Raw genomic sequence first — 17,361 nt, 5'->3', positions numbered from 1 at the left:
GGAATTCCCGAATGCTGTTTTTGCTTTCTCCCGCCAAGAAGCTGGATTACGACTCGCCGCTGCACATCGAGACGCATACCCAGCCGCTGTTCGTGGACCAGGCCGCCGGCCTCATCAAGGTGCTGAAGACCAAGTCGGCCGAGGACATCTCCGAGCTCATGAGCTTGAGCCCGGCGCTGTCCGAACTCAACGTGCAGCGCTATGCCCACTGGAAGCGCAGCTTCACGCAGGCCAACTCGCGCCAGGCGGTGCTGGCCTTCAACGGCGACGTCTACGAAGGGCTGGAGGCCGCGACCCTGTCGGCCAAGCAGCTGGACTGGGCGCAAGAGCACGTGGCCATCCTGAGCGGCCTGTATGGCGTGCTGCGCCCGCTGGACCTGATGCAGCCCTACCGCCTGGAAATGGGCACGCGCCTGGCCACGCCCAAGGGCAAGAACCTGTACGAGTACTGGGGCCCGGCCATCGCTGACTATCTCAACGAACGGCAGGCCGGCCAGAAGGCGCCCGTGATCGTCAACCTGGCGTCCGAGGAATACTTCAAGTCGGTCGATCTGAAGACGCTGAAGGCGCGCGTCGTGCAATGCGTATTCCAGGACTGGAAGAACGGCGCCTGGAAGGTCATCAGCTTCCACGCCAAGCGCGCGCGCGGCCTGATGGCGCGCTACGCGATCCTGCACAAAGTGTCCAAGCCCGAAGGCCTGCAAGGCTTCGACCTGGAAGGCTACAAGTTCGACGCCTCTGCCTCGTCGGAAGACAAGCTGGTGTTCCGCCGCAAGGTCTGATCCGGTCCCGGGCCTTGCGCCCGGGACTCCCCATTCCCGTCAGAGCCATCCACGCCGGTCATGCTGCCGCCGCCACCGGCGGCGCGTGCGTGGGATCGGCCAGCGCGTGCAGTTCCTGGCGGATCATGTGCGCCGCCTTCAGCATCTGCTTGACCGGATAGACCAGCGCCGCCTGTTCGCCTTCCGTGTCGAACTGGGTCGGCAGGCCGGCCGGCGCCTGTGCGCGGTTCTCATCCAACAGGTCCACCATGCCGGTCAGCGCCCGCTGTACCGCTTCGGGCGTAGCCGGCAGGCTGGCCAGAATGGGGATGGCCGCTGTGATCTGCGAAGCCAGGATGTGGTTCTGGATCAGCAGGTTGTTCAGCTCCGGCACGCTTACCTGATGCGACGTGGGCTCGCTCATCATCCGGTAGAAAGCCTCGGCGAAATTGCTGAAGGAGATGTGCACGTTCTTGCGCGCCAGCCGCCAGGCCAGGTCGGCGTCCGTGACCGCCGGAGTCTCGCCGGCGGCGGCGCCCACGGGCGCGCCGTGGGCCTGCATGGCCTCGACGTAGCGCAGGCCGGCGATCAGGTATTCGCGGTTGGCGCGCGTGGCCGCGGCCGCCAGCGGTTTCAGGTAGCGGGCCTCCCACCAGGGCAGGATGTAGCTGCAGATCAGCGCCAGCGCGCAGCCGATCAACGTGTCGATGGCGCGTTCGCCGATCACCGACATGGACACCGTGCCCGGCGACACGAAGTGGAACACCAGCACCACGAACAGCGTGTTGAAGGTGGCGCTGGCCATGTAGTTCAGCTGCACCAGGCTGTTGCCCATGATGCAGGCGCCCAGCAGCGCGGCGAACAGCAGTTCGGGCCGGTCGGTCAGGTTGAACAGCAGCAGGGCCAGGATGCAGCCGATCAGCGTGCCCGTCAGGCGCCAGCTATTGCGCTGGCGGGTCAGCGCGAAACCCGGCTTCATGATGATGACGATGGTCAGCATGATCCAGTAGTTGTGCGCGGAAAACGCCGGCGAAAGCCATTGGCTGGCCAGCGTCATGGCGATGGCCGCGGCCGCGGTGACGCGCAGCGCATAGCGAAAGTGCGGCGAATCCAGGCGCAGGTTGCTGGTCAGGAGCCCCACGCGGAATTCCTGCCGCGAAATGAAGCGCGTCAGCGACTTGTTGATGCGCAGCACGTCGGTGGGCTTGGCGTCGGGCGAAGCCGCGGTGTGGTCGGCCAGGCGGTCGACGATGCGCGCCGAATTGCGCAGCCGGCGCAGCACCTGGACGATCAGCGCCAGCATCTCGGGCTCGCGCTCGCCCAGGCCCTGCTGCTTGAGCTGTTCGATCTCGTATTCGATGGCGCGCAGTTCGGCCTTGGCGCTGCTGCGGTACTGCACCTTGCGCCCGCGCGACACGTCCAGCGCGATGCGGTTGAGCTCCAGCGACATCTTCACCAGCGCATCGCGCATGAACATCAGGCAGTCGCTGCCGGCCAGCGCGCGGCGCAGCGCCGCGTAGTCGGTATGCGTGGCCACCAGCGTATCCAGCAGCTGCAGCATATCGACGAACATGTTCCAGATCATCACGCGCTGGCGGTCGCCCAGGCCTTTGCCGCGGGGCAGGGCGCGCAGCACCATGTCGCGCGCCGCCTGGTGTTTTTCCGTCATGACGGATTGGCGCTGGATCAGCTCGCGGTAGGCGTCGTCCAGATCGGCGGTTTCATCGTAGAAGGTGGCGCGCGCCGCCACGTAGTCGGCGGTGGCGAAGAGCGCCACCGACATGGCCTGCTGCTCCTCGCGCAGCCAGAACAGGCGCGAGAACCCCAGGCTGAATGCGACGTAGAACAGCGCCCCGCCCAGCGTGGCCGCGGCGTGCGCCAGCACCTCATGGGGCGCCAGCGGCGAATGCATGGTCAGGGTCATCAGCAACAGGCCGGCAAAGCCGATCAGCCCGCCGCGTTTGCCGAACACCGTGAACATCGAATAGACGAAGCACTGCGCGATGACCGCCAGCCAGATCAGCACGGGGTGCGATGACGCCAGCCCTGTGATGATGACCGTCAGCGTGCCCAGCGCGGCGCCGCCCAGCATCTCGTTGGTGCGGTGGCGCTGCGGCCCGCCCGGCTGGTCGATGATGGCCAGGCATTGCGCCCCGAACGTTGCAACCAGACCCGTGGTGTAGTTGCCGAACAGGCCGCCCAGCACCAGCACGGGCAACAGCATCCCCACCCCCTGACGCACCCCTCCGAAGAAGTAGTGGCTGTAGAGGAAGCGGCGGATGCTGGCAATGCGCAAATCCATGAGGCGGCGGCTCGGTTTCGGATGACGAAACAAGTATAGAGAGACTGCCTAAATTTTTGGGGTCGGATAGTTACCGAACCTTCCAAGCAACGGTCGAAGAAAAGTCGATTTGCTACCTTTGACGCAACGCGGTAAATTGCTCCACTTGCATCGGTCTGCCTATCCGAAACCGGTGCGTTGAGGCGGATTGCCAGGGTCACCTCCCAGCCATCCCGCAGCAGTTACACCTGCCGTTGGCCGCGCCACAAGCGTGTGTTGCCAAGGCTTCCATTTCGACCTCCAGCGTCCCCCAGGGGCGTTTGCACTGCGTTCTGTCGAGCGTGTGCCGGGTCGGCAAGGTGTCCGGGTGGCGTGGCTCCGTGAGCCGCAAAGCGCCGGATCATGTTGTCGGGACCGGTATGGGTTCAGTTGCCGCCGTATCCGGGCGAGCAGCAGTCAGGGTTGCAGGGCCGGTACTGAAAGGAATGACAACATGGAACTGAATGGCGCCGATATCGTCGTGCGCTGCCTGGCCGATGAAGGCGTGGAACACGTTTTCGGCTACCCCGGCGGCGCGGTGCTTTACATCTACGACGCGATTTTCAAGCAAGACAAATTCCAGCATATCCTGGTTCGTCACGAGCAGGCCGCCGTGCACGCCGCCGATGCCTATTCGCGCTCGTCGCAAAAGGTCGGCGTTTGCCTCGTGACCAGCGGACCGGGCGTGACCAATGCCGTCACCGGCATCGCCACCGCCTACATGGATTCCATCCCCATGGTCATCATCAGCGGGCAGGTGCCCACTGCGGCCATTGGCGAGGACGCCTTCCAGGAATGCGACACCGTCGGCATTACGCGTCCCTGCGTCAAGCACAACTTCCTTGTGCGCGACGTCAAGGACCTGGCCGAAACCATGCGCCGCGCGTTCTACATCGCGCGCACCGGCCGTCCCGGCCCGGTGCTGGTGGATATCCCCAAGGACATCACCATCGCGCAGTGCAAGTACACGCCGCCCAAGGGCGAGATCTCGATGCGCTCCTATGCGCCCGTCAACAAGGGCCACCAGGGGCAGATCAAGAAAGCCGTGCAGATGCTGCTGGCCGCCGAGCGGCCCATGATCTACACGGGCGGCGGGGTCATCCTGTCGAACGCCGCGCCCGAGCTGAACAAGCTCGTGTCGCAACTGGGCGCGCCCTGCACCAGCACCCTGATGGGTCTGGGCGGCTACCCGGCCAGCAGCGGCCAGTTCGTCGGCATGCCCGGCATGCACGGCACGTACGAGGCCAACATGGCGATGCAGCACTGCGACGTGCTACTGGCCATCGGCGCCCGTTTCGACGACCGCGTGATCGGCAACCCCAAGCACTTCGCCCAGAACGCCCGCAAGATCATCCATATCGATATCGATCCCTCGTCGATCTCCAAGCGCGTGCGCGTGGACGTCCCGATCGTCGGTAACGTCAAGGACGTCCTGGCCGACCTCAGCGCGCAGTACGACATCGCCGCGGCCGAGCACAAGCCTGCTCCGATCGCCAAGTGGTGGGAGCAGGTCGAGTCCTGGCGCGGCAAGGAATGCCTGAAGTTCGCCAACTCGGACGAGGTCATCAAGCCGCAGTTCGTGGTGGAAAAGCTCTGGGAAGTGACTGGCGGCGACGCCTTCGTGACTTCCGACGTGGGCCAGCACCAGATGTGGGCCGCGCAGTACTACAAGTTCGACAAGCCGCGCCGCTGGATCAACTCCGGCGGCCTGGGCACCATGGGCGTGGGCCTGCCGTACGCCATGGGCGTGCAGATGGCCAATCCTGGGCACGACGTCGCCGTCATCACGGGCGAAGGGTCGATCCAGATGAACATCCAGGAACTGTCGACCTGCCACCAGTACCGCCTGACGCCGAAGATCATCTGCCTGAACAACCGCTTCCTGGGCATGGTCCGGCAGTGGCAGCAGATCGACTACGGTTCGCGCTATTCCGAGTCCTACATGGATTCGCTGCCCGATTTCGTCAAGGTGGCCGAGGCCTATGGCCACGTGGGTCTGCGCATCGAACGACCGGCGGACGTCGAGCCGGCGCTGCGCGAAGCGTTCAAGAAGCACAAGGATCGCCTGGTTTTCCTGGACTTCATCACCGACCGCACCGAAAACGTGTGGCCGATGGTCAAGGCCGGCCGCGGGCTGACCGAAATGCTGCTCGGCTCTGAAGACCTGTAAGGAGGCCACCCATGAAGCACGTGATTTCCGTCCTCCTCGAGAACGAACCCGGCGCGCTGTCGCGCGTGGTGGGCCTGTTTTCCGCGCGGGGCTACAACATCGAGACCTTGACCGTGGCGCCCACCGAGGATTCCACGCTGTCGCGCATGACCATCGTGACCACCGGTTCCGATGAAATCATCGAGCAGATCACCAAGCACCTGAACCGCCTGGTGGATGTGGTCAAGGTGGTCGACCTGACCGAAGGCGCGCACATCGAGCGTGAGCTGATGCTCGTGAAGGTGCGCGCGGTCGGCAAGGAGCGCGAGGAAATGAAGCGCATGGCGGATATCTTCCGCGGCCGCATCATCGACGTGACCGACAAGTCCTACACCATCGAATTGACCGGGGTGCAGGAAAAAGTACAGGCCTTCCTGGAGGCCCTGGACCGCAGTGCAATCCTTGAAACCGTGCGCACCGGCGTGTCCGGCATCGGACGCGGTGAACGGATTTTGAAGATTTGACCGGCCTTCCAGGCCAAGCCGCACCCTACATCTGAATTAAACAAATATCCAAAATACTGGAATCTGGAGCACAACCATGAAAGTTTTCTACGACAAAGACTGCGATCTCTCCCTGGTCAAGGGCAAGACTGTTGCCATCATCGGCTACGGCTCGCAAGGCCACGCGCACGCGCAGAACCTGCATGAATCCGGCGTGAAGGTCGTGGTCGGCCTGCGCAAGGGCGGTGCCTCGTGGAACAAGGCCGCCAACGCCGGCCTGGAAGTCAAGGAAGTCGCCGACGCGGTCAAGTCCGCCGACATCGTCATGATGCTGCTGCCCGACGAGAACATCGCCTCGGTCTACAACAAGGAAGTGCACGCCAACATCAAGCCCGGCGCCGCCCTGGCGTTCGCCCACGGCTTCAACGTGCACTACGGCCAGGTCGTGCCGCGTGAAGACATCGACGTCATCATGATCGCCCCGAAGGCCCCGGGCCACACCGTGCGCAACACCTACAAGCAAGGCGGCGGCGTGCCCCACCTGGTGGCCGTGTACCAGGACAAGTCGGGCGCCGCGCGTGACGTGGCCCTGTCGTACGCCAGCGCCAACGGCGGCGGCCGTGCCGGCATCATCGAAACCAACTTCCGCGAAGAAACCGAAACCGACCTGTTCGGCGAACAGGCCGTGCTGTGCGGCGGTACCGTCGAACTGATCAAGGCCGGTTTCGACACGCTGGTGGAAGCCGGCTACGCGCCCGAAATGGCGTACTTCGAATGCCTGCACGAACTGAAGCTGATCGTCGACCTGATCTATGAAGGCGGCATCGCCAACATGAACTACTCGATCTCGAACAACGCCGAGTTCGGCGAGTACGAAACCGGCCCGAAGATCGTCACCGACGAAACCCGCAAGGCCATGCGCCAGTGCCTGACGGACATCCAGACCGGCGAGTACGCCAAGAAGTTCATCCTGGAAAACACCGCCGGCGCTCCGACGCTGACCTCGCGCCGCCGCATCAACGCGGAATCGCAGATCGAGCAAGTGGGCGGCAAGCTGCGCGCCATGATGCCCTGGATCGCCGCCAACAAGCTGGTGGACAAGTCCAAGAACTGATCCATGCCATTGCGCGGGGCCTGCCCCGCGCAATCAGGGTCGAAGCGGCATGCCTGCGAGGGCATGCCGCTTTTTTTTGCAGGCGTTCCCTCGATTGGCCAGGCACGCGGCTTGCTCCGCCCCGCAAGCGGGGCCAGATGGGTTAACCTTTCAATGTTCGTTGTAAGTTATTGAGACCATGCCCAATTTTTCCATGCGCGATTCCGAGAACCGCCACCGCAGCATCTACCTGCTGCCCAACGCGTTCACCACCGCGGCACTGTTCGCGGGGTTCTACGCCGTCGTGCAGGCCATGAACGACCGCTTCGAAGTGGCCGCCATCGCCATTTTCGCGGCGATGGTGCTGGACGGCATGGACGGCCGGGTCGCCCGCCTGACCAACACCCAGTCCGCCTTCGGCGAGCAGTACGACTCGCTGTCCGACATGACCTCCTTCGGCGTTGCGCCCGCGCTGGTCATGTACGAATGGATCCTGAACGACCTGGGCCGCTGGGGCTGGCTGGCCGCGTTCGTCTATGTCGCCGGCGCCGCGCTGCGCCTGGCGCGTTTCAACACCAACATCGCCGTGGTCGACAAGCGCTACTTCCAGGGCTTGCCCAGCCCGGCTGCCGGCGCGCTGGTGGCGGGTTTCGTCTGGCTGGCCGTGGACAACAAGCTGCCCATCCATGACAGCCTGATGGCCTGGGCGGCGTTCACGCTGACCATGTACGCGGGCATTTCCATGGTGTCGAATGCGCCGTTCTTCAGCGGCAAGAGCTTCGCCCTGGGCCGCAGCGTGCCGTTCTGGGGCATCCTGCTGGTGGTGGCCGTGTTCGTGTTCGTGTCCAGCGATCCTCCGGTCGTGTTGTTCGGCCTGTTCGTGCTGTACGGCCTGTCGGGCTGGATCATGTGGGCCTGGCGCTGGAACCGCGCGCGCCGCCTGACGCAGGAACGCCGCAACCAATCGTCCTGATTGGTGAACGCCTTGAAAACAAAACCCGCCTGATGGCGGGTTTTGTTTTTTAGAGAGGCGGGGGAATCAGCGCCACATGAACCTGTCGTCGTCGTACATGGGGTCCGGGCCGGGATGGAAGTGCGTCAGCTTGCTGCCGTCGCGGCTCATGTAGACATACATCAGCGAGTTCCAGACGCCGTTTTCCTTGTAGCGGTACGACCAGACCACCTCGCGCTTTTCTCCCAGGCCGGCTTCCTCGATCTTGGCGGGCGGGCCGAATTCGCAGCGCACGCGGTCGGGACCCCATACGCCTTCGCTCAGCACCTTGAAGTGTTCGTCCGTCAGCAGCGGCACCACCTGGCCCACGCGTCCGTCGGCGCCGACGTTGGTGCCCCAGGCGTACTGGCCCATGGGCTGCTGGGTCCAGATCACGCGCCGCCCGCCATTGGCTTGCGGGCATTCGAAGTTGGGCCGGCCGAACTGGGCTTGCACGTCGGCGTAGGGCGTGCCGGGAGGAATCTGGGCCATGTTTGCGCAGGCGGCCAGGCCGGCCAACGCGGCGGCAGCCAGTGCCAGGCGCGCGCTTCTGTAATATTTAGACATATCTTCTCCTTACGTGGCATCGCGGCCTGCGGCGGGGCAGGCGGCCCTCATTGGGGTAATTCTAGCGAATCGGCTATAATCATCGAGCTTTATCAAGTGTATTGATCTTGCAACATCCTTTGCGCTGGCCGCAGAGCTGGTCCAGGTGCCAGGCCCCGGTGTCGAAACACCGCGTCCAACACCCGGATTCCAGGCTTCTGTTTGAGTCATCAATGGCAGCAGTGAGAAAGCGAATTCCGCCAGGTTCGCGCAAATTTTTTCCAAACCACGTCAGGGCGCCTCGGCCCTGTCGCATGTCCGAAGAGGTCATAAATGTCTGTAGCTGACATCAAGAAATCCGATATCGTCGCGCAATTCCAACGCGCTCAAGGCGATACCGGCTCCCCCGAAGTTCAGGTGGCTCTGCTCACCGCCCGCATCAACGAACTGACCGGTCACTTCAAAGAACACATGAAGGACCATCACTCGCGCCGCGGTCTGCTCCGTATGGTCAGCCGTCGCCGCAAGCTGCTCGACTATCTCAAGGGCCGCAATCCCGATTCGTACCGCGCACTGATCGAAAAACTCGGTCTGCGCAAGTGATCGACGGGGCTGGCTCCCCATGACGCAACCGTGGTCGGTGCGACGTATGTCGCGACGGCCACGGTTTTTCATTTGTAAGGAATAATCGTCATGTTCAACAAAGTGACAAAATCGTTCCAGTACGGCCAGCACACGGTCGTCCTGGAAACTGGCGAGATCGCTCGCCAGGCCTCCGGCGCCGTTGTGGTGTCGATCGAGGACACCGTCGTCCTGGCCACCGTCGTGGCTTCCAAGAAGGCCAAGCCGGGTCAAACGTTTTTCCCGCTGACCGTTGACTACATCGAGAAGACCTACGCCGCCGGCCGCATCCCGGGTGGCTTCTTCAAGCGCGAAGGCAAGCCCTCCGAGAAGGAAACGCTGACCTCGCGCCTGATCGACCGTCCCCTGCGTCCGCTGTTCCCCGAAGACTTCTACAACGAAGTCCAGGTGGTCATCCACACGCTGTCGGTCAATCCTGAAATCGATCCCGACATTCCCGCCATGATCGGCGCCTCGGCCGCGCTGGCCATCTCGGGCATCCCGTTCAACGGCCCCATCGGCGCCGCGCGCGTGGGTTATATCGATGGCCAGTACGCCATCAACCCGACCGCCTCGCAACTGAAGTCGTCCAAGCTGGACCTGGTCGTCGCCGGCACCGAAAACGCCGTGCTGATGGTGGAATCCGAAGCCGACCAGCTGTCCGAAGAAATCATGCTGGGCGGCGTGGTCTACGGCCACCAGCAAATGCAGGCCGTCATCAACGCCATTCATGAACTGGTGAAGGACGCCGGCAAGCCCGATTGGGACTGGCAAGCGCCCGCCAAGGACGAAGCCCTGATCGCCGCGGTCACCGCCGCTGCCCAGGAAGGCCTGAACGCCGCCTACCAGATCCGCGAAAAGCAGGCCCGTACGACCAAGCTGCGCGAAGTGTCGGCTGACGTGTCGGCCAAGCTGGCCGCCGCCGCCGCCGAAAAGGGCGAAGCGCTGCCGGACGCCGTCGCTGTCGACAACATCATGTTCTCGCTGGAATCCGCCATCGTGCGCGGCCAGATCCTGAACGGCGAACCGCGCATCGACGGCCGCGATACCCGCACCGTGCGCCCCATCAGCGTGCGTCTGGGCGTGCTGCCCCGCGCACACGGCAGCGCGCTGTTCACCCGCGGTGAAACCCAGGCGCTGGTCGTGGCCACGCTGGGCACCAAGCAGGACGAGCAGATCATCGACGCGCTCATGGGCGAATACCGCGACCGCTTCATGCTGCACTACAACATGCCTCCGTTCGCCACCGGTGAAACGGGCCGCATCGGTGTGCCCAAGCGCCGCGAAATCGGCCACGGCCGCCTGGCCAAGCGCGCGCTGATCCCGCTGCTGCCGGCTCCGGAAGACTTCCAGTACACCATCCGCATCGTGTCGGAAATCACCGAGTCCAACGGCTCGTCGTCGATGGCTTCGGTCTGCGGCGGCTCGCTGGCCATGATGGACGCCGGCGTGCCGGTCAAGGATCACGTGGCCGGCGTGGCCATGGGCCTGATCCTGGACGGCGGCAAGTTCGCCGTGCTGACGGACATCCTGGGCGACGAAGATCACTTGGGCGACATGGACTTCAAGGTTGCGGGCACCGAGAACGGCGTCACCGCACTGCAGATGGACATCAAGATCCAGGGCATCACCAAGGAAATCATGCAAGTGGCGCTGGCTCAGGCCCGCGAAGGCCGCCTGCACATCCTGGGCAAGATGAAGGAAGCGCTGGACGGTTCGCGCGGCGAGCTGTCGGCTTTCGCTCCGCGCATGCTGACCATCAAGATCAACCCCGAGAAGATCCGCGACGTGATCGGCAAGGGCGGCGCCACCATCCGCGCGCTGACCGAAGAAACCGGCACGCAGATCGACATCTCGGACGACGGCACGATCGTGATCGCCAGCGTCGACGAAGCGCAGGCCAAGGAAGCCCAGCGCCGCATCGTCGAACTGACCGCCGACGTCGAAGTGGGCCAGATCTACGAAGGCGCCGTGCTGCGCCTGCTGGATTTCGGCGCCATCGTGCAAGTGCTGCCGGGCCGTGACGGCCTGCTGCACATCTCGGAAATCGCCAACTACCGCATCGCCAACATCAACGATGTGCTGAAGGTCGGCCAGCAAGTCCGCGTCAAGGTCATCGAGGCCGACGACAAGGGCCGCCTGCGCCTGTCCATCAAGGCGATTGGCGGCATCGAGCAGCAGCAAGCCGCTGCGGCTCCCGAAGCTGCCCCGCAATCGGAACCGCAAGCTGAATAAGCCTGCTTGACCGGTAGCATGAAACGGCGCCTGCGGGCGCCGTTTTTCATGGGCCGGCGCGCACGCTTGTGGCCGGCATGATTCATCTTCTTGCTTCTTCAGACCCCGGACATCTCCCAACTGCGCTTACCTTCCTGTAAAGTCTTGCGCGAGAGCGAGGCCCCCCGACCACGGAGGATGGCCTGCGCGACGTGGCAAAGAAGGGGGAAACGGATGGGCAAGGCATGACGGCGTGGGCCAGATCCGCCAGTGCCGCGGCGCTGCTTGCGGCCGTGCTGAGCGGCTGCATGAGCAGCCCCGCGCCGGGCAAGGGCGGTCCCAAGAGCGAGGACATGTCCGCCGACCAGTTCGGCCAGACCGACTTCAACCGCACCGTCACGCTGGAGGTGCGCGACAACCTGGCCAGCCTGTATGTCCTGCTGGACAAGCTCTACCGCCGCAATCCGCGCGAATGGCGCAAGTCCGGCGCGCCCGACCTGGCCAAGGCGGTGTCGCTGGTCAAGCATTCCATCGAAGTCCGCATCCCGCCCAAGGACCTGGCGGGACTGCGCGACATCCAGATCCTGGCCGTGTCCCTGGACCCCAACTATTCGGGCGACCGGGTCGGCGCTTTCATCTACGGCCTGGCCGACACCATCATCGCCGCCCACAACGGCAAAACCCGCCTGTACGCCACCGACGCGCTGGACGGGCAGCGGGTCTACAATGCCGCACGGAACGTCGAGGCAGCCGCCTGGCTGCTGGCGTCGCGCCGCAATACCCAGGGCGAACCCTTGCTGCTGGCCAACGAAATGTCCCAGAACGCCACCAACCTCAGCTTTGAACGCGAATTCGGCGCCATCATCGGCCGCCTGGATCTGATCGCGAACCTGCTGGGCGAGAACACGCGGCGCATCGGGATCAACTACGCGCAGGGCCTGCTGCTGTTCAATTTCCTGCCGGTGCGCTAACAGGATTTCCATTGTGATCGATATCGCCTCCATTCAGACCGCCCGCGAGAACCTGCGCGGCCAGGTGCTGAAGACCCCGTTTACCCTGTCCCGCACGCTGTCCGACATCTTCGGCGCGGAGATCTGGCTGAAGTTCGAGAACCTGCAGTTCACGGCTTCGTTCAAGGAGCGCGGCGCGCTCAACCGCATGCTGACGCTGTCGGAAGCAGAACGCGCCAAGGGCGTGATCGCCGTGTCCGCCGGAAACCACGCGCAGGGCGTGGCCTACCATGCCCAGCGCATGGGCGTGCCGGCCGTGATCGTGATGCCGCGGTTCACCCCCACCGTCAAGATCGCCAACACGCGCCGCTTCGGCGCCGAGGTGGTGCTGGCCGGCGACACCTTCGACGATGCCAAGGCGCGCGGCTACGAGTTGGCGCAGGAGCGCGGCCTGATCATGATCCACCCGTACGATGACGAGGCGGTCATATCGGGGCAGGGCACGGTGGCGCTGGAGATGCTGGAAGACCAGCCGCAGCTGGACACCCTGGTCGTCGCCATCGGCGGCGGCGGCCTGATCTCCGGCATTGCCACCGCGGCCAAGGCGCTCAAGCCCGGCATCGAGATCATCGGCGTGCAGACCGAGCGCTTTCCGTCCATGTACGCCGCCGTCAAGGGCGTGTCCATGCCGCAGGGCGCCTACACCATCGCCGAAGGCATCGCGGTGAAGTCGCCGGGCGCGCTGACCCAGCCCATCGTCACCCAGCTGGTCGATCGACTGGAGCTGGTCAGCGAAAGCGATATCGAGCACGCCATCGTGGTGCTGCTGGAGATCGAGAAATCGGTGGTCGAAGGCGCGGGCGCCGCCGGCCTGGCCGCGCTGCTGCGCGCGCAGGAAGAGGGCAGCGACCGCTACAAGGGCAAGCGCATCGGCCTGGTGCTGACGGGCGGCAACATTGACCCGCTGATGCTGGGCGAACTGATCGAGCGCGGCATGGTGCGCGCCGGCCGCCTGGCGCGCATCCGCGTGGACCTGCGCGATCTGCCGGGCGCGCTGGCACACGCCACCAAGCTCATCGCCGACGCGCAGGCCAACATCACCGAAGTGCACCACCAGCGCGCGTTCACCTCATTGCCGGTGCGCAATGTCGAGGTGGATTTCGTGCTGCAGACGCGCGGCCACGAGCACATCCAGGAAGTGATCGACATACTGAACGCGGCGGGCTTTGCCGCCAGCAACCACGACCACTGAGCACGCTGGCGCGGTTCAGGCGCCGCCGTTCTGCGCGGCGTCGCGCGCCAGCAGGTTCTTCAGGCCATACAGGCGCTCGCGGTGCAGCGTCGCCGACAGCGGCTCGGGTTCGCGCCCCAACGCCACATAGTCCGCGGGCACCTGTGCCGCCGCCGCACGGATGGCGTCGGGCGCGGCCTGCCACCATTGCGTCAGCATGCGGTCGGGGTTGTAGACGTCCAGCCCCTGGCGCCGCAGTTCGGAACGGTTGAAATCCTTCAGATTCCAGGTCAGCACCTGCACCACCGGCGGCTGTTGCAGGCCGCAGCGCGCGCGCCGCGCCAGGCCGGCCGCGATCACGTGGAAGTCCTTGGGGTCGCTGTAGCGCAGGGAGGCCTCGTAGACCTGGGTGTCCGTCTCGCGGGCGCCGGGAAAGCGCGCGTTCATGTCGTCCCACATCTCCATCATCACCTCGGGCGGGATCTCCCAGATGCGCGAGGCGTTGCGGCGCCATTCCTCGCCGATGCGGTCGGTCCAGACCGGCGTGTACACGCCGGCTTCGGCCAGCCTGAGCAGCAGGCGGCGCAGGATGCCTGACATGAGGACGCAGGCGTCGAGGACGATGAAGGGCGGGGAGGAGGAAGCGGCGGTCAAGTGAGGTCTGAAGCCCCGCCGGCGCATGGCGGGCAGGGCGGAAACGTGGAAAACGAGGCGCAAGAATAACGTTTTTGGAAGCCGTCCGGGGCGGGCGGCCGCGCGCGGGAAGGGCGTCAGGCCTTAACCGAGTTCGGCGCGCACGGCATTGCACAGGCTCACCAGGTTGCGCCGCGACACCAGGCACTGTTTGAGCGGCGTGTCGATGGCGTAGAAATAGATATTGGCAAGAAAGCCGTAGAGCCCCGCGTCCACGCTACCCGGATTGGGGCCGAACATGAAGCCGTTGTCGCCCAGCAGGCTGGAGACGGCCTCCAGGTCGGCGATCCCGCGCGCATAGGCGTCTTCGGGGGCGTAGCGGCCTATGCCTTGGTAGTGGTAGCGCTGGAAGTTGTATTGGCGGGCGGCTTCCAGCTGCTCGGGCGTGACGTCCGGGTGGGCGTCCAGCAGCGCGCGGCGGAAGGTCGGCCAATAGCGGTCATCGCGCCAGCGCGAATAGGACATGACCCAGTACAGGTCGTCCAGCGCGCGGCGCACCAGCAAGTCCTGGCGCTGCTGCTCGGGCGTGAGGGAATCGTCGATGGTCAGTTCGTACTGGCGCTTCAGATAGGCGATGATGGCGTCGCTGTCGCCGATACGCAGATCGCCGTCGGCGATGTAGGGCAGCTGGCCACGCGGGGCGGACTGTACGTCCAGCGTATGCCGGTGGTCGAACGGCAGCCGGCAGAGCTTCAGGAAGGCGTAGATCTTCAGGCCGTAAGGGTTGTTGTCTTCCAGCCCATAGAGTCCGGGGTACGAGTAGAGGGTGATCATGGCGCGCTCCCTGGTTACCGGACTAGATTAGATCGGCGGGGGCAATTTTGCGCGCTTCAGTTTGACGAGGCAGGCGTTCGCCGGTTTGCGACGAAGGATGGACGCCTGGCCTGTGGCGGGGTGGTGCCCGAGACCGGAATCGAACCGGTACGGCCGCGAGGCCGAGGGATTTTCTTACCACTTCGGCTTTCGCCGCCAGCGCGGATGCGCTGTTCGTGGTCTGGAGCACGCCTTCACCATAGCCTTGCGGCCTTAGGTGCCCGCCGTCTGCTCTCTACACCTTCCCCGGTCATGCGACCTGGGCTTGGCTCGGCGTTGGCTCGGAACGGGTCCAGGGCATTCGCCGAGTTTGACGGGCTACACCTTTGGAGTTTCCCCCAAAGGGCTCAAATTAGTTCAAGTCCCTTGTGTCTACCAATTTCACCACTCGGGCGTTGCGCGGCCCGGAAGGGCCGGCAGCGGGCGAGACTATACCATCCCGGCGCCAGGTGCCCGGATTGCGGGCTCCCGTCAGCCGGGGCGTTCAGGAGACGAAGCGCACGGCGGGGCGCGGGCGTTCGTCCACGGTCAGGGAAAAGACGTCGGGGCGCGAGTAGTGGCCCACCACGTCGAAGTCGTAGCGGGCGCGCACCAGTTCCGCCGTGTCGACCTGGGCGGTCAGCAGGCCGGCCTTGCCGCGCAGCGGGCCCGCCAGCACGTCGCCCAGCGGGCCGACGATGACCGAGCCGCCGTTGATCAGAGGGCGGTTGGCGTCCCAGCCCGGTACGTCCTGGCCCAGTTCGGCGGGCGAGGGCTGCACCTGGCAGGCGCTGACCACGAAGCAGCGGCCTTCGTGGGCGATGTGGCGCATCGAGCACTGCCAGATGTCGCGTTCGTCCACGGTGGGCGCGCACCAGATTTCCACGCCCTTGGCGTACATGGCGGTGCGCAGCAACGGCATGTGGTTTTCCCAGCAGATGGCGCCGCCGATGCGGCCGGCTTCGGTGTCGACGACCGGCAGGGTCGAGCCGTCGCCTTGGCCCCAGATCAGGCGTTCGGTGCCGGTGGGCATGAGCTTGCGGTGCTTGGCGGCGAGGCCGGTAGCAGGTTCGAAGAACAGGGCGGAGCAATACAGCGTGTTGCCGCCGCGTTCGATCACGCCCACCACCAGGCTGGCCCCGGTGCGCTGCGACAGGGCGGCGAGCGCTTCGGTTTCGGGGCCGGGCACGTCGATGGCGTTGTCGTAATAGCGGGCATAGGCCTCGCGACCTTCGGGCAGGCGGTAGCCCAGGCGGGTGCCGAAGATCTCGCCCTTGGGATAGCCGCCCAGCAGCGCTTCGGGCATGACCACGAGCGAGGCGCCAGAGGCGACGATCTCGCCCTCGTAGGCGAGGATGTCTTCCAGGGTGCGGGCTTTGCCCTCGGGGGAGGAGCCGATCTGCAGGGCGGCGACGGTTTTCGTGGTCATGGCGGGGGTCTCGGAACGTGGCAATGGGCTTCAGTGTCCGGCCGGCCCTAAAATCAATCAATCCTGGTCAGAGATAAATGATATGAACCAGATTGATATCGAGTCAGCCGACCTGAACCTGCTCAAGATCTTCGAGGCCATCTATGACGAGGGTGGAGCGGGACGTGCCGCGCTGCGCCTGGGCGTGACGCAGTCCGCTGTCAGCGCGGCGCTGGGCCGCCTGCGCGCGCTTTACGGAGATCCCCTGTTCACGCGCACCGGCAGAGGGCTGACGCCCAGCCTGCGGGCGCGCGAACTGCGGCCCGTCATTGGCGAAGCCCTGGACAAGTGCCGTCAGAGCCTGTCTCTGGCGCGGCCTGGCGCGGCGGGCTTTGCCGGCAGGTCGGTGACGCTGGGGCTATCGGACGATTTCGAGATCGCACTGGGACGAGACGCGATCCACGCGCTGGCGCAGAGCGCGCCGGGGCTGCGCCTCATCTTCCGCCAGACCCACAGCCGGCTGGCGGCCGACATGCTGATGGCGCGCGAGGCGGACCTGGTGATCGCTTCGGGCGGACTGGCCTCGCAGGCCTTGCAGCGCGTGACGGTCGGGCAGGGCGGCTATGCCTGCCTGCTGGATCCCGCCAGCGTGGCGCCAGGCCAGACCACCTTGTCGCTGGAGGAATTCATCCGCCGCCAGCACATTCTGGTGTCGTCCGGCGGCTTCATCGGGGTGGTGGATGAAGTGCTGCACGGGCTGGGACTGACGCGCCGGGTGCAGGCCTCGACCACGCATTTTTCGGCGTTGGCGTTCCTGTTGCGGGGCAGCGATGCCCTGTCGACCTTGCCCGCGCACGCGGCGCGCGGCCTGGCTGCCGCTTCCGGCCTGCGCATGCTGCCCTGCCCGGTCGCGATGCCGGGCTATGCCATCGAAATGGGCTGGCGCGCCGACGCCTTGCGGGATGAGGCGGTGGCCGTGGTCAGGCGCGGTTTGCTGGGCTTGCTGAATGGCTACGCATGGGAGGGCGGTATGGGCGTGCGGGGTTAAAGGCGCAAGGCGCCCCGGACCGGGAAAACCCCGATCCCTGC

General features: G+C 65.1%; 15 protein-coding genes. 10 read left to right on the top strand and 5 right to left on the bottom strand.

Features of this window, described 5'->3' with window-relative positions:
* Positions 1-11 precede the first annotated feature (11 nt).
* Positions 12-782, top strand: coding sequence for a peroxide stress protein YaaA (yaaA, locus tag IB257_RS17440; protein WP_054450168.1), 771 nt, complete (start codon positions 12-14; stop codon positions 780-782).
* Between the two features lie 58 nt (positions 783-840).
* Here the strand turns inward: yaaA and IB257_RS17435 are convergent, their stop codons facing one another.
* The gene (locus IB257_RS17435) at positions 841-3,063 is read right to left on the bottom strand and encodes an FUSC family membrane protein (protein ID WP_119450786.1); all 2,223 of its coding nucleotides are present in this window, start codon (positions 3,061-3,063) and stop codon (positions 841-843) included.
* Positions 3,064-3,481: 418 nt separating this feature from the next.
* Here IB257_RS17435 and IB257_RS17430 point away from each other — a divergent pair, with 418 nt between their 5' ends.
* The 4 genes from IB257_RS17430 (at position 3,482) to pssA (ending at position 7,799) form a co-directional block, all read left to right on the top strand.
* Positions 3,482-5,251, top strand: a complete 1,770-nt coding sequence (locus IB257_RS17430) for an acetolactate synthase 3 catalytic subunit (RefSeq protein WP_255423500.1) — start codon at positions 3,482-3,484, stop codon at positions 5,249-5,251.
* An 11-nt stretch (positions 5,252-5,262) separates the two neighbouring features.
* Complete coding sequence (gene ilvN, locus IB257_RS17425) at positions 5,263-5,754, top strand: acetolactate synthase small subunit (protein ID WP_054450173.1); 492 nt, start codon at positions 5,263-5,265, stop codon at positions 5,752-5,754.
* A 76-nt stretch (positions 5,755-5,830) separates the two neighbouring features.
* Positions 5,831-6,847 carry a ketol-acid reductoisomerase gene (ilvC, locus tag IB257_RS17420; protein WP_013391929.1) on the top strand — a complete coding sequence of 339 codons (1,017 nt, stop codon included), beginning with the start codon at positions 5,831-5,833 and terminating at the stop codon, positions 6,845-6,847.
* 178 nt (positions 6,848-7,025) lie between these two features.
* Entirely contained in the window at positions 7,026-7,799 is a 774-nt protein-coding gene (gene pssA / locus IB257_RS17415) for a CDP-diacylglycerol--serine O-phosphatidyltransferase (protein WP_054450175.1), read from the top strand.
* A 66-nt stretch (positions 7,800-7,865) separates the two neighbouring features.
* Here pssA and IB257_RS17410 read toward each other — a convergent pair whose 3' ends face one another.
* Complete coding sequence (locus tag IB257_RS17410; protein ID WP_054450177.1) at positions 7,866-8,384, bottom strand: hypothetical protein; 519 nt, start codon at positions 8,382-8,384, stop codon at positions 7,866-7,868.
* 312 nt (positions 8,385-8,696) lie between these two features.
* Here IB257_RS17410 and rpsO point away from each other — a divergent pair, with 312 nt between their 5' ends.
* The 4 genes from rpsO to IB257_RS17390 all read left to right on the top strand — a co-directional run bounded on the left by rpsO (position 8,697) and on the right by IB257_RS17390 (position 13,400).
* A complete protein-coding gene (gene rpsO / locus IB257_RS17405; protein ID WP_006223612.1) occupies positions 8,697-8,966 on the top strand; it encodes a 30S ribosomal protein S15 in 270 nt (89 codons plus the stop codon).
* Between the two features lie 90 nt (positions 8,967-9,056).
* A complete protein-coding gene (gene pnp, locus IB257_RS17400; protein ID WP_054450179.1) occupies positions 9,057-11,219 on the top strand; it encodes a polyribonucleotide nucleotidyltransferase in 2,163 nt (720 codons plus the stop codon).
* 287 nt (positions 11,220-11,506) lie between these two features.
* Positions 11,507-12,169 carry a hypothetical protein gene (locus tag IB257_RS17395; protein WP_370127071.1) on the top strand — a complete coding sequence of 221 codons (663 nt, stop codon included), beginning with the start codon at positions 11,507-11,509 and terminating at the stop codon, positions 12,167-12,169.
* A gap of 13 nt (positions 12,170-12,182) precedes the next feature.
* On the top strand, positions 12,183-13,400 hold the full coding sequence (locus IB257_RS17390; RefSeq protein WP_054450181.1) for a threonine ammonia-lyase: 1,218 nt from the start codon (positions 12,183-12,185) through the stop codon (positions 13,398-13,400).
* 15 nt (positions 13,401-13,415) lie between these two features.
* On the opposite strand, the gene IB257_RS17385 is transcribed toward IB257_RS17390, so the two are convergent.
* The 3 genes from IB257_RS17385 to IB257_RS17375 all read right to left on the bottom strand — a co-directional run bounded on the left by IB257_RS17385 (position 13,416) and on the right by IB257_RS17375 (position 16,293).
* Positions 13,416-14,060 carry a PIN domain-containing protein gene (locus IB257_RS17385; RefSeq protein WP_175159655.1) on the bottom strand — a complete coding sequence of 215 codons (645 nt, stop codon included), beginning with the start codon at positions 14,058-14,060 and terminating at the stop codon, positions 13,416-13,418.
* Between the two features lie 96 nt (positions 14,061-14,156).
* On the bottom strand, positions 14,157-14,846 hold the full coding sequence (locus tag IB257_RS17380) for a glutathione S-transferase family protein (protein ID WP_054450186.1): 690 nt from the start codon (positions 14,844-14,846) through the stop codon (positions 14,157-14,159).
* Between the two features lie 523 nt (positions 14,847-15,369).
* Positions 15,370-16,293, bottom strand: a complete 924-nt coding sequence (locus IB257_RS17375) for a carbon-nitrogen hydrolase family protein (RefSeq protein WP_175159485.1) — start codon at positions 16,291-16,293, stop codon at positions 15,370-15,372.
* Between the two features lie 82 nt (positions 16,294-16,375).
* Here IB257_RS17375 and IB257_RS17370 point away from each other — a divergent pair, with 82 nt between their 5' ends.
* On the top strand, positions 16,376-17,320 hold the full coding sequence (locus IB257_RS17370; RefSeq protein ID WP_175159487.1) for a LysR substrate-binding domain-containing protein: 945 nt from the start codon (positions 16,376-16,378) through the stop codon (positions 17,318-17,320).
* Positions 17,321-17,361: the final 41 nt, after the last annotated feature.

Source organism: Achromobacter sp. ACM03 (assembly GCF_014851665.1).
Classification (GTDB): domain Bacteria; phylum Pseudomonadota; class Gammaproteobacteria; order Burkholderiales; family Burkholderiaceae_B; genus Achromobacter; species Achromobacter aegrifaciens.
Note: the sequence above shows the minus strand (reverse complement) of the source record. Positions and strands in the feature narration are given on the sequence as shown.

Bases quoted from the DNA above. Each gene is read 5' to 3' on its own strand.
- pnp (WP_054450179.1), top strand. From the start codon at position 9,057: ATGTTCAACAAAGTGACAAAATCGTTCCAGTACGGCCAGCACACGGTC.
- ilvN (WP_054450173.1), top strand. From the start codon at position 5,263: ATGAAGCACGTGATTTCCGTCCTCCTCGAGAACGAACCCGGCGCGCTG.
- IB257_RS17370 (WP_175159487.1), top strand. From the start codon at position 16,376: ATGAACCAGATTGATATCGAGTCAGCCGACCTGAACCTGCTCAAGATC.
- IB257_RS17435 (WP_119450786.1), bottom strand. From the start codon at position 3,063: ATGGATTTGCGCATTGCCAGCATCCGCCGCTTCCTCTACAGCCACTAC.
- ilvC (WP_013391929.1), top strand. From the start codon at position 5,831: ATGAAAGTTTTCTACGACAAAGACTGCGATCTCTCCCTGGTCAAGGGC.
- pssA (WP_054450175.1), top strand. From the start codon at position 7,026: ATGCCCAATTTTTCCATGCGCGATTCCGAGAACCGCCACCGCAGCATC.
- IB257_RS17395 (WP_370127071.1), top strand. From the start codon at position 11,507: ATGAGCAGCCCCGCGCCGGGCAAGGGCGGTCCCAAGAGCGAGGACATG.
- yaaA (WP_054450168.1), top strand. From the start codon at position 12: ATGCTGTTTTTGCTTTCTCCCGCCAAGAAGCTGGATTACGACTCGCCG.
- IB257_RS17410 (WP_054450177.1), bottom strand. From the start codon at position 8,384: ATGTCTAAATATTACAGAAGCGCGCGCCTGGCACTGGCTGCCGCCGCG.
- IB257_RS17385 (WP_175159655.1), bottom strand. From the start codon at position 14,060: ATGCGCCGGCGGGGCTTCAGACCTCACTTGACCGCCGCTTCCTCCTCC.
- IB257_RS17380 (WP_054450186.1), bottom strand. From the start codon at position 14,846: ATGATCACCCTCTACTCGTACCCCGGACTCTATGGGCTGGAAGACAAC.
- rpsO (WP_006223612.1), top strand. From the start codon at position 8,697: ATGTCTGTAGCTGACATCAAGAAATCCGATATCGTCGCGCAATTCCAA.
- IB257_RS17375 (WP_175159485.1), bottom strand. From the start codon at position 16,293: ATGACCACGAAAACCGTCGCCGCCCTGCAGATCGGCTCCTCCCCCGAG.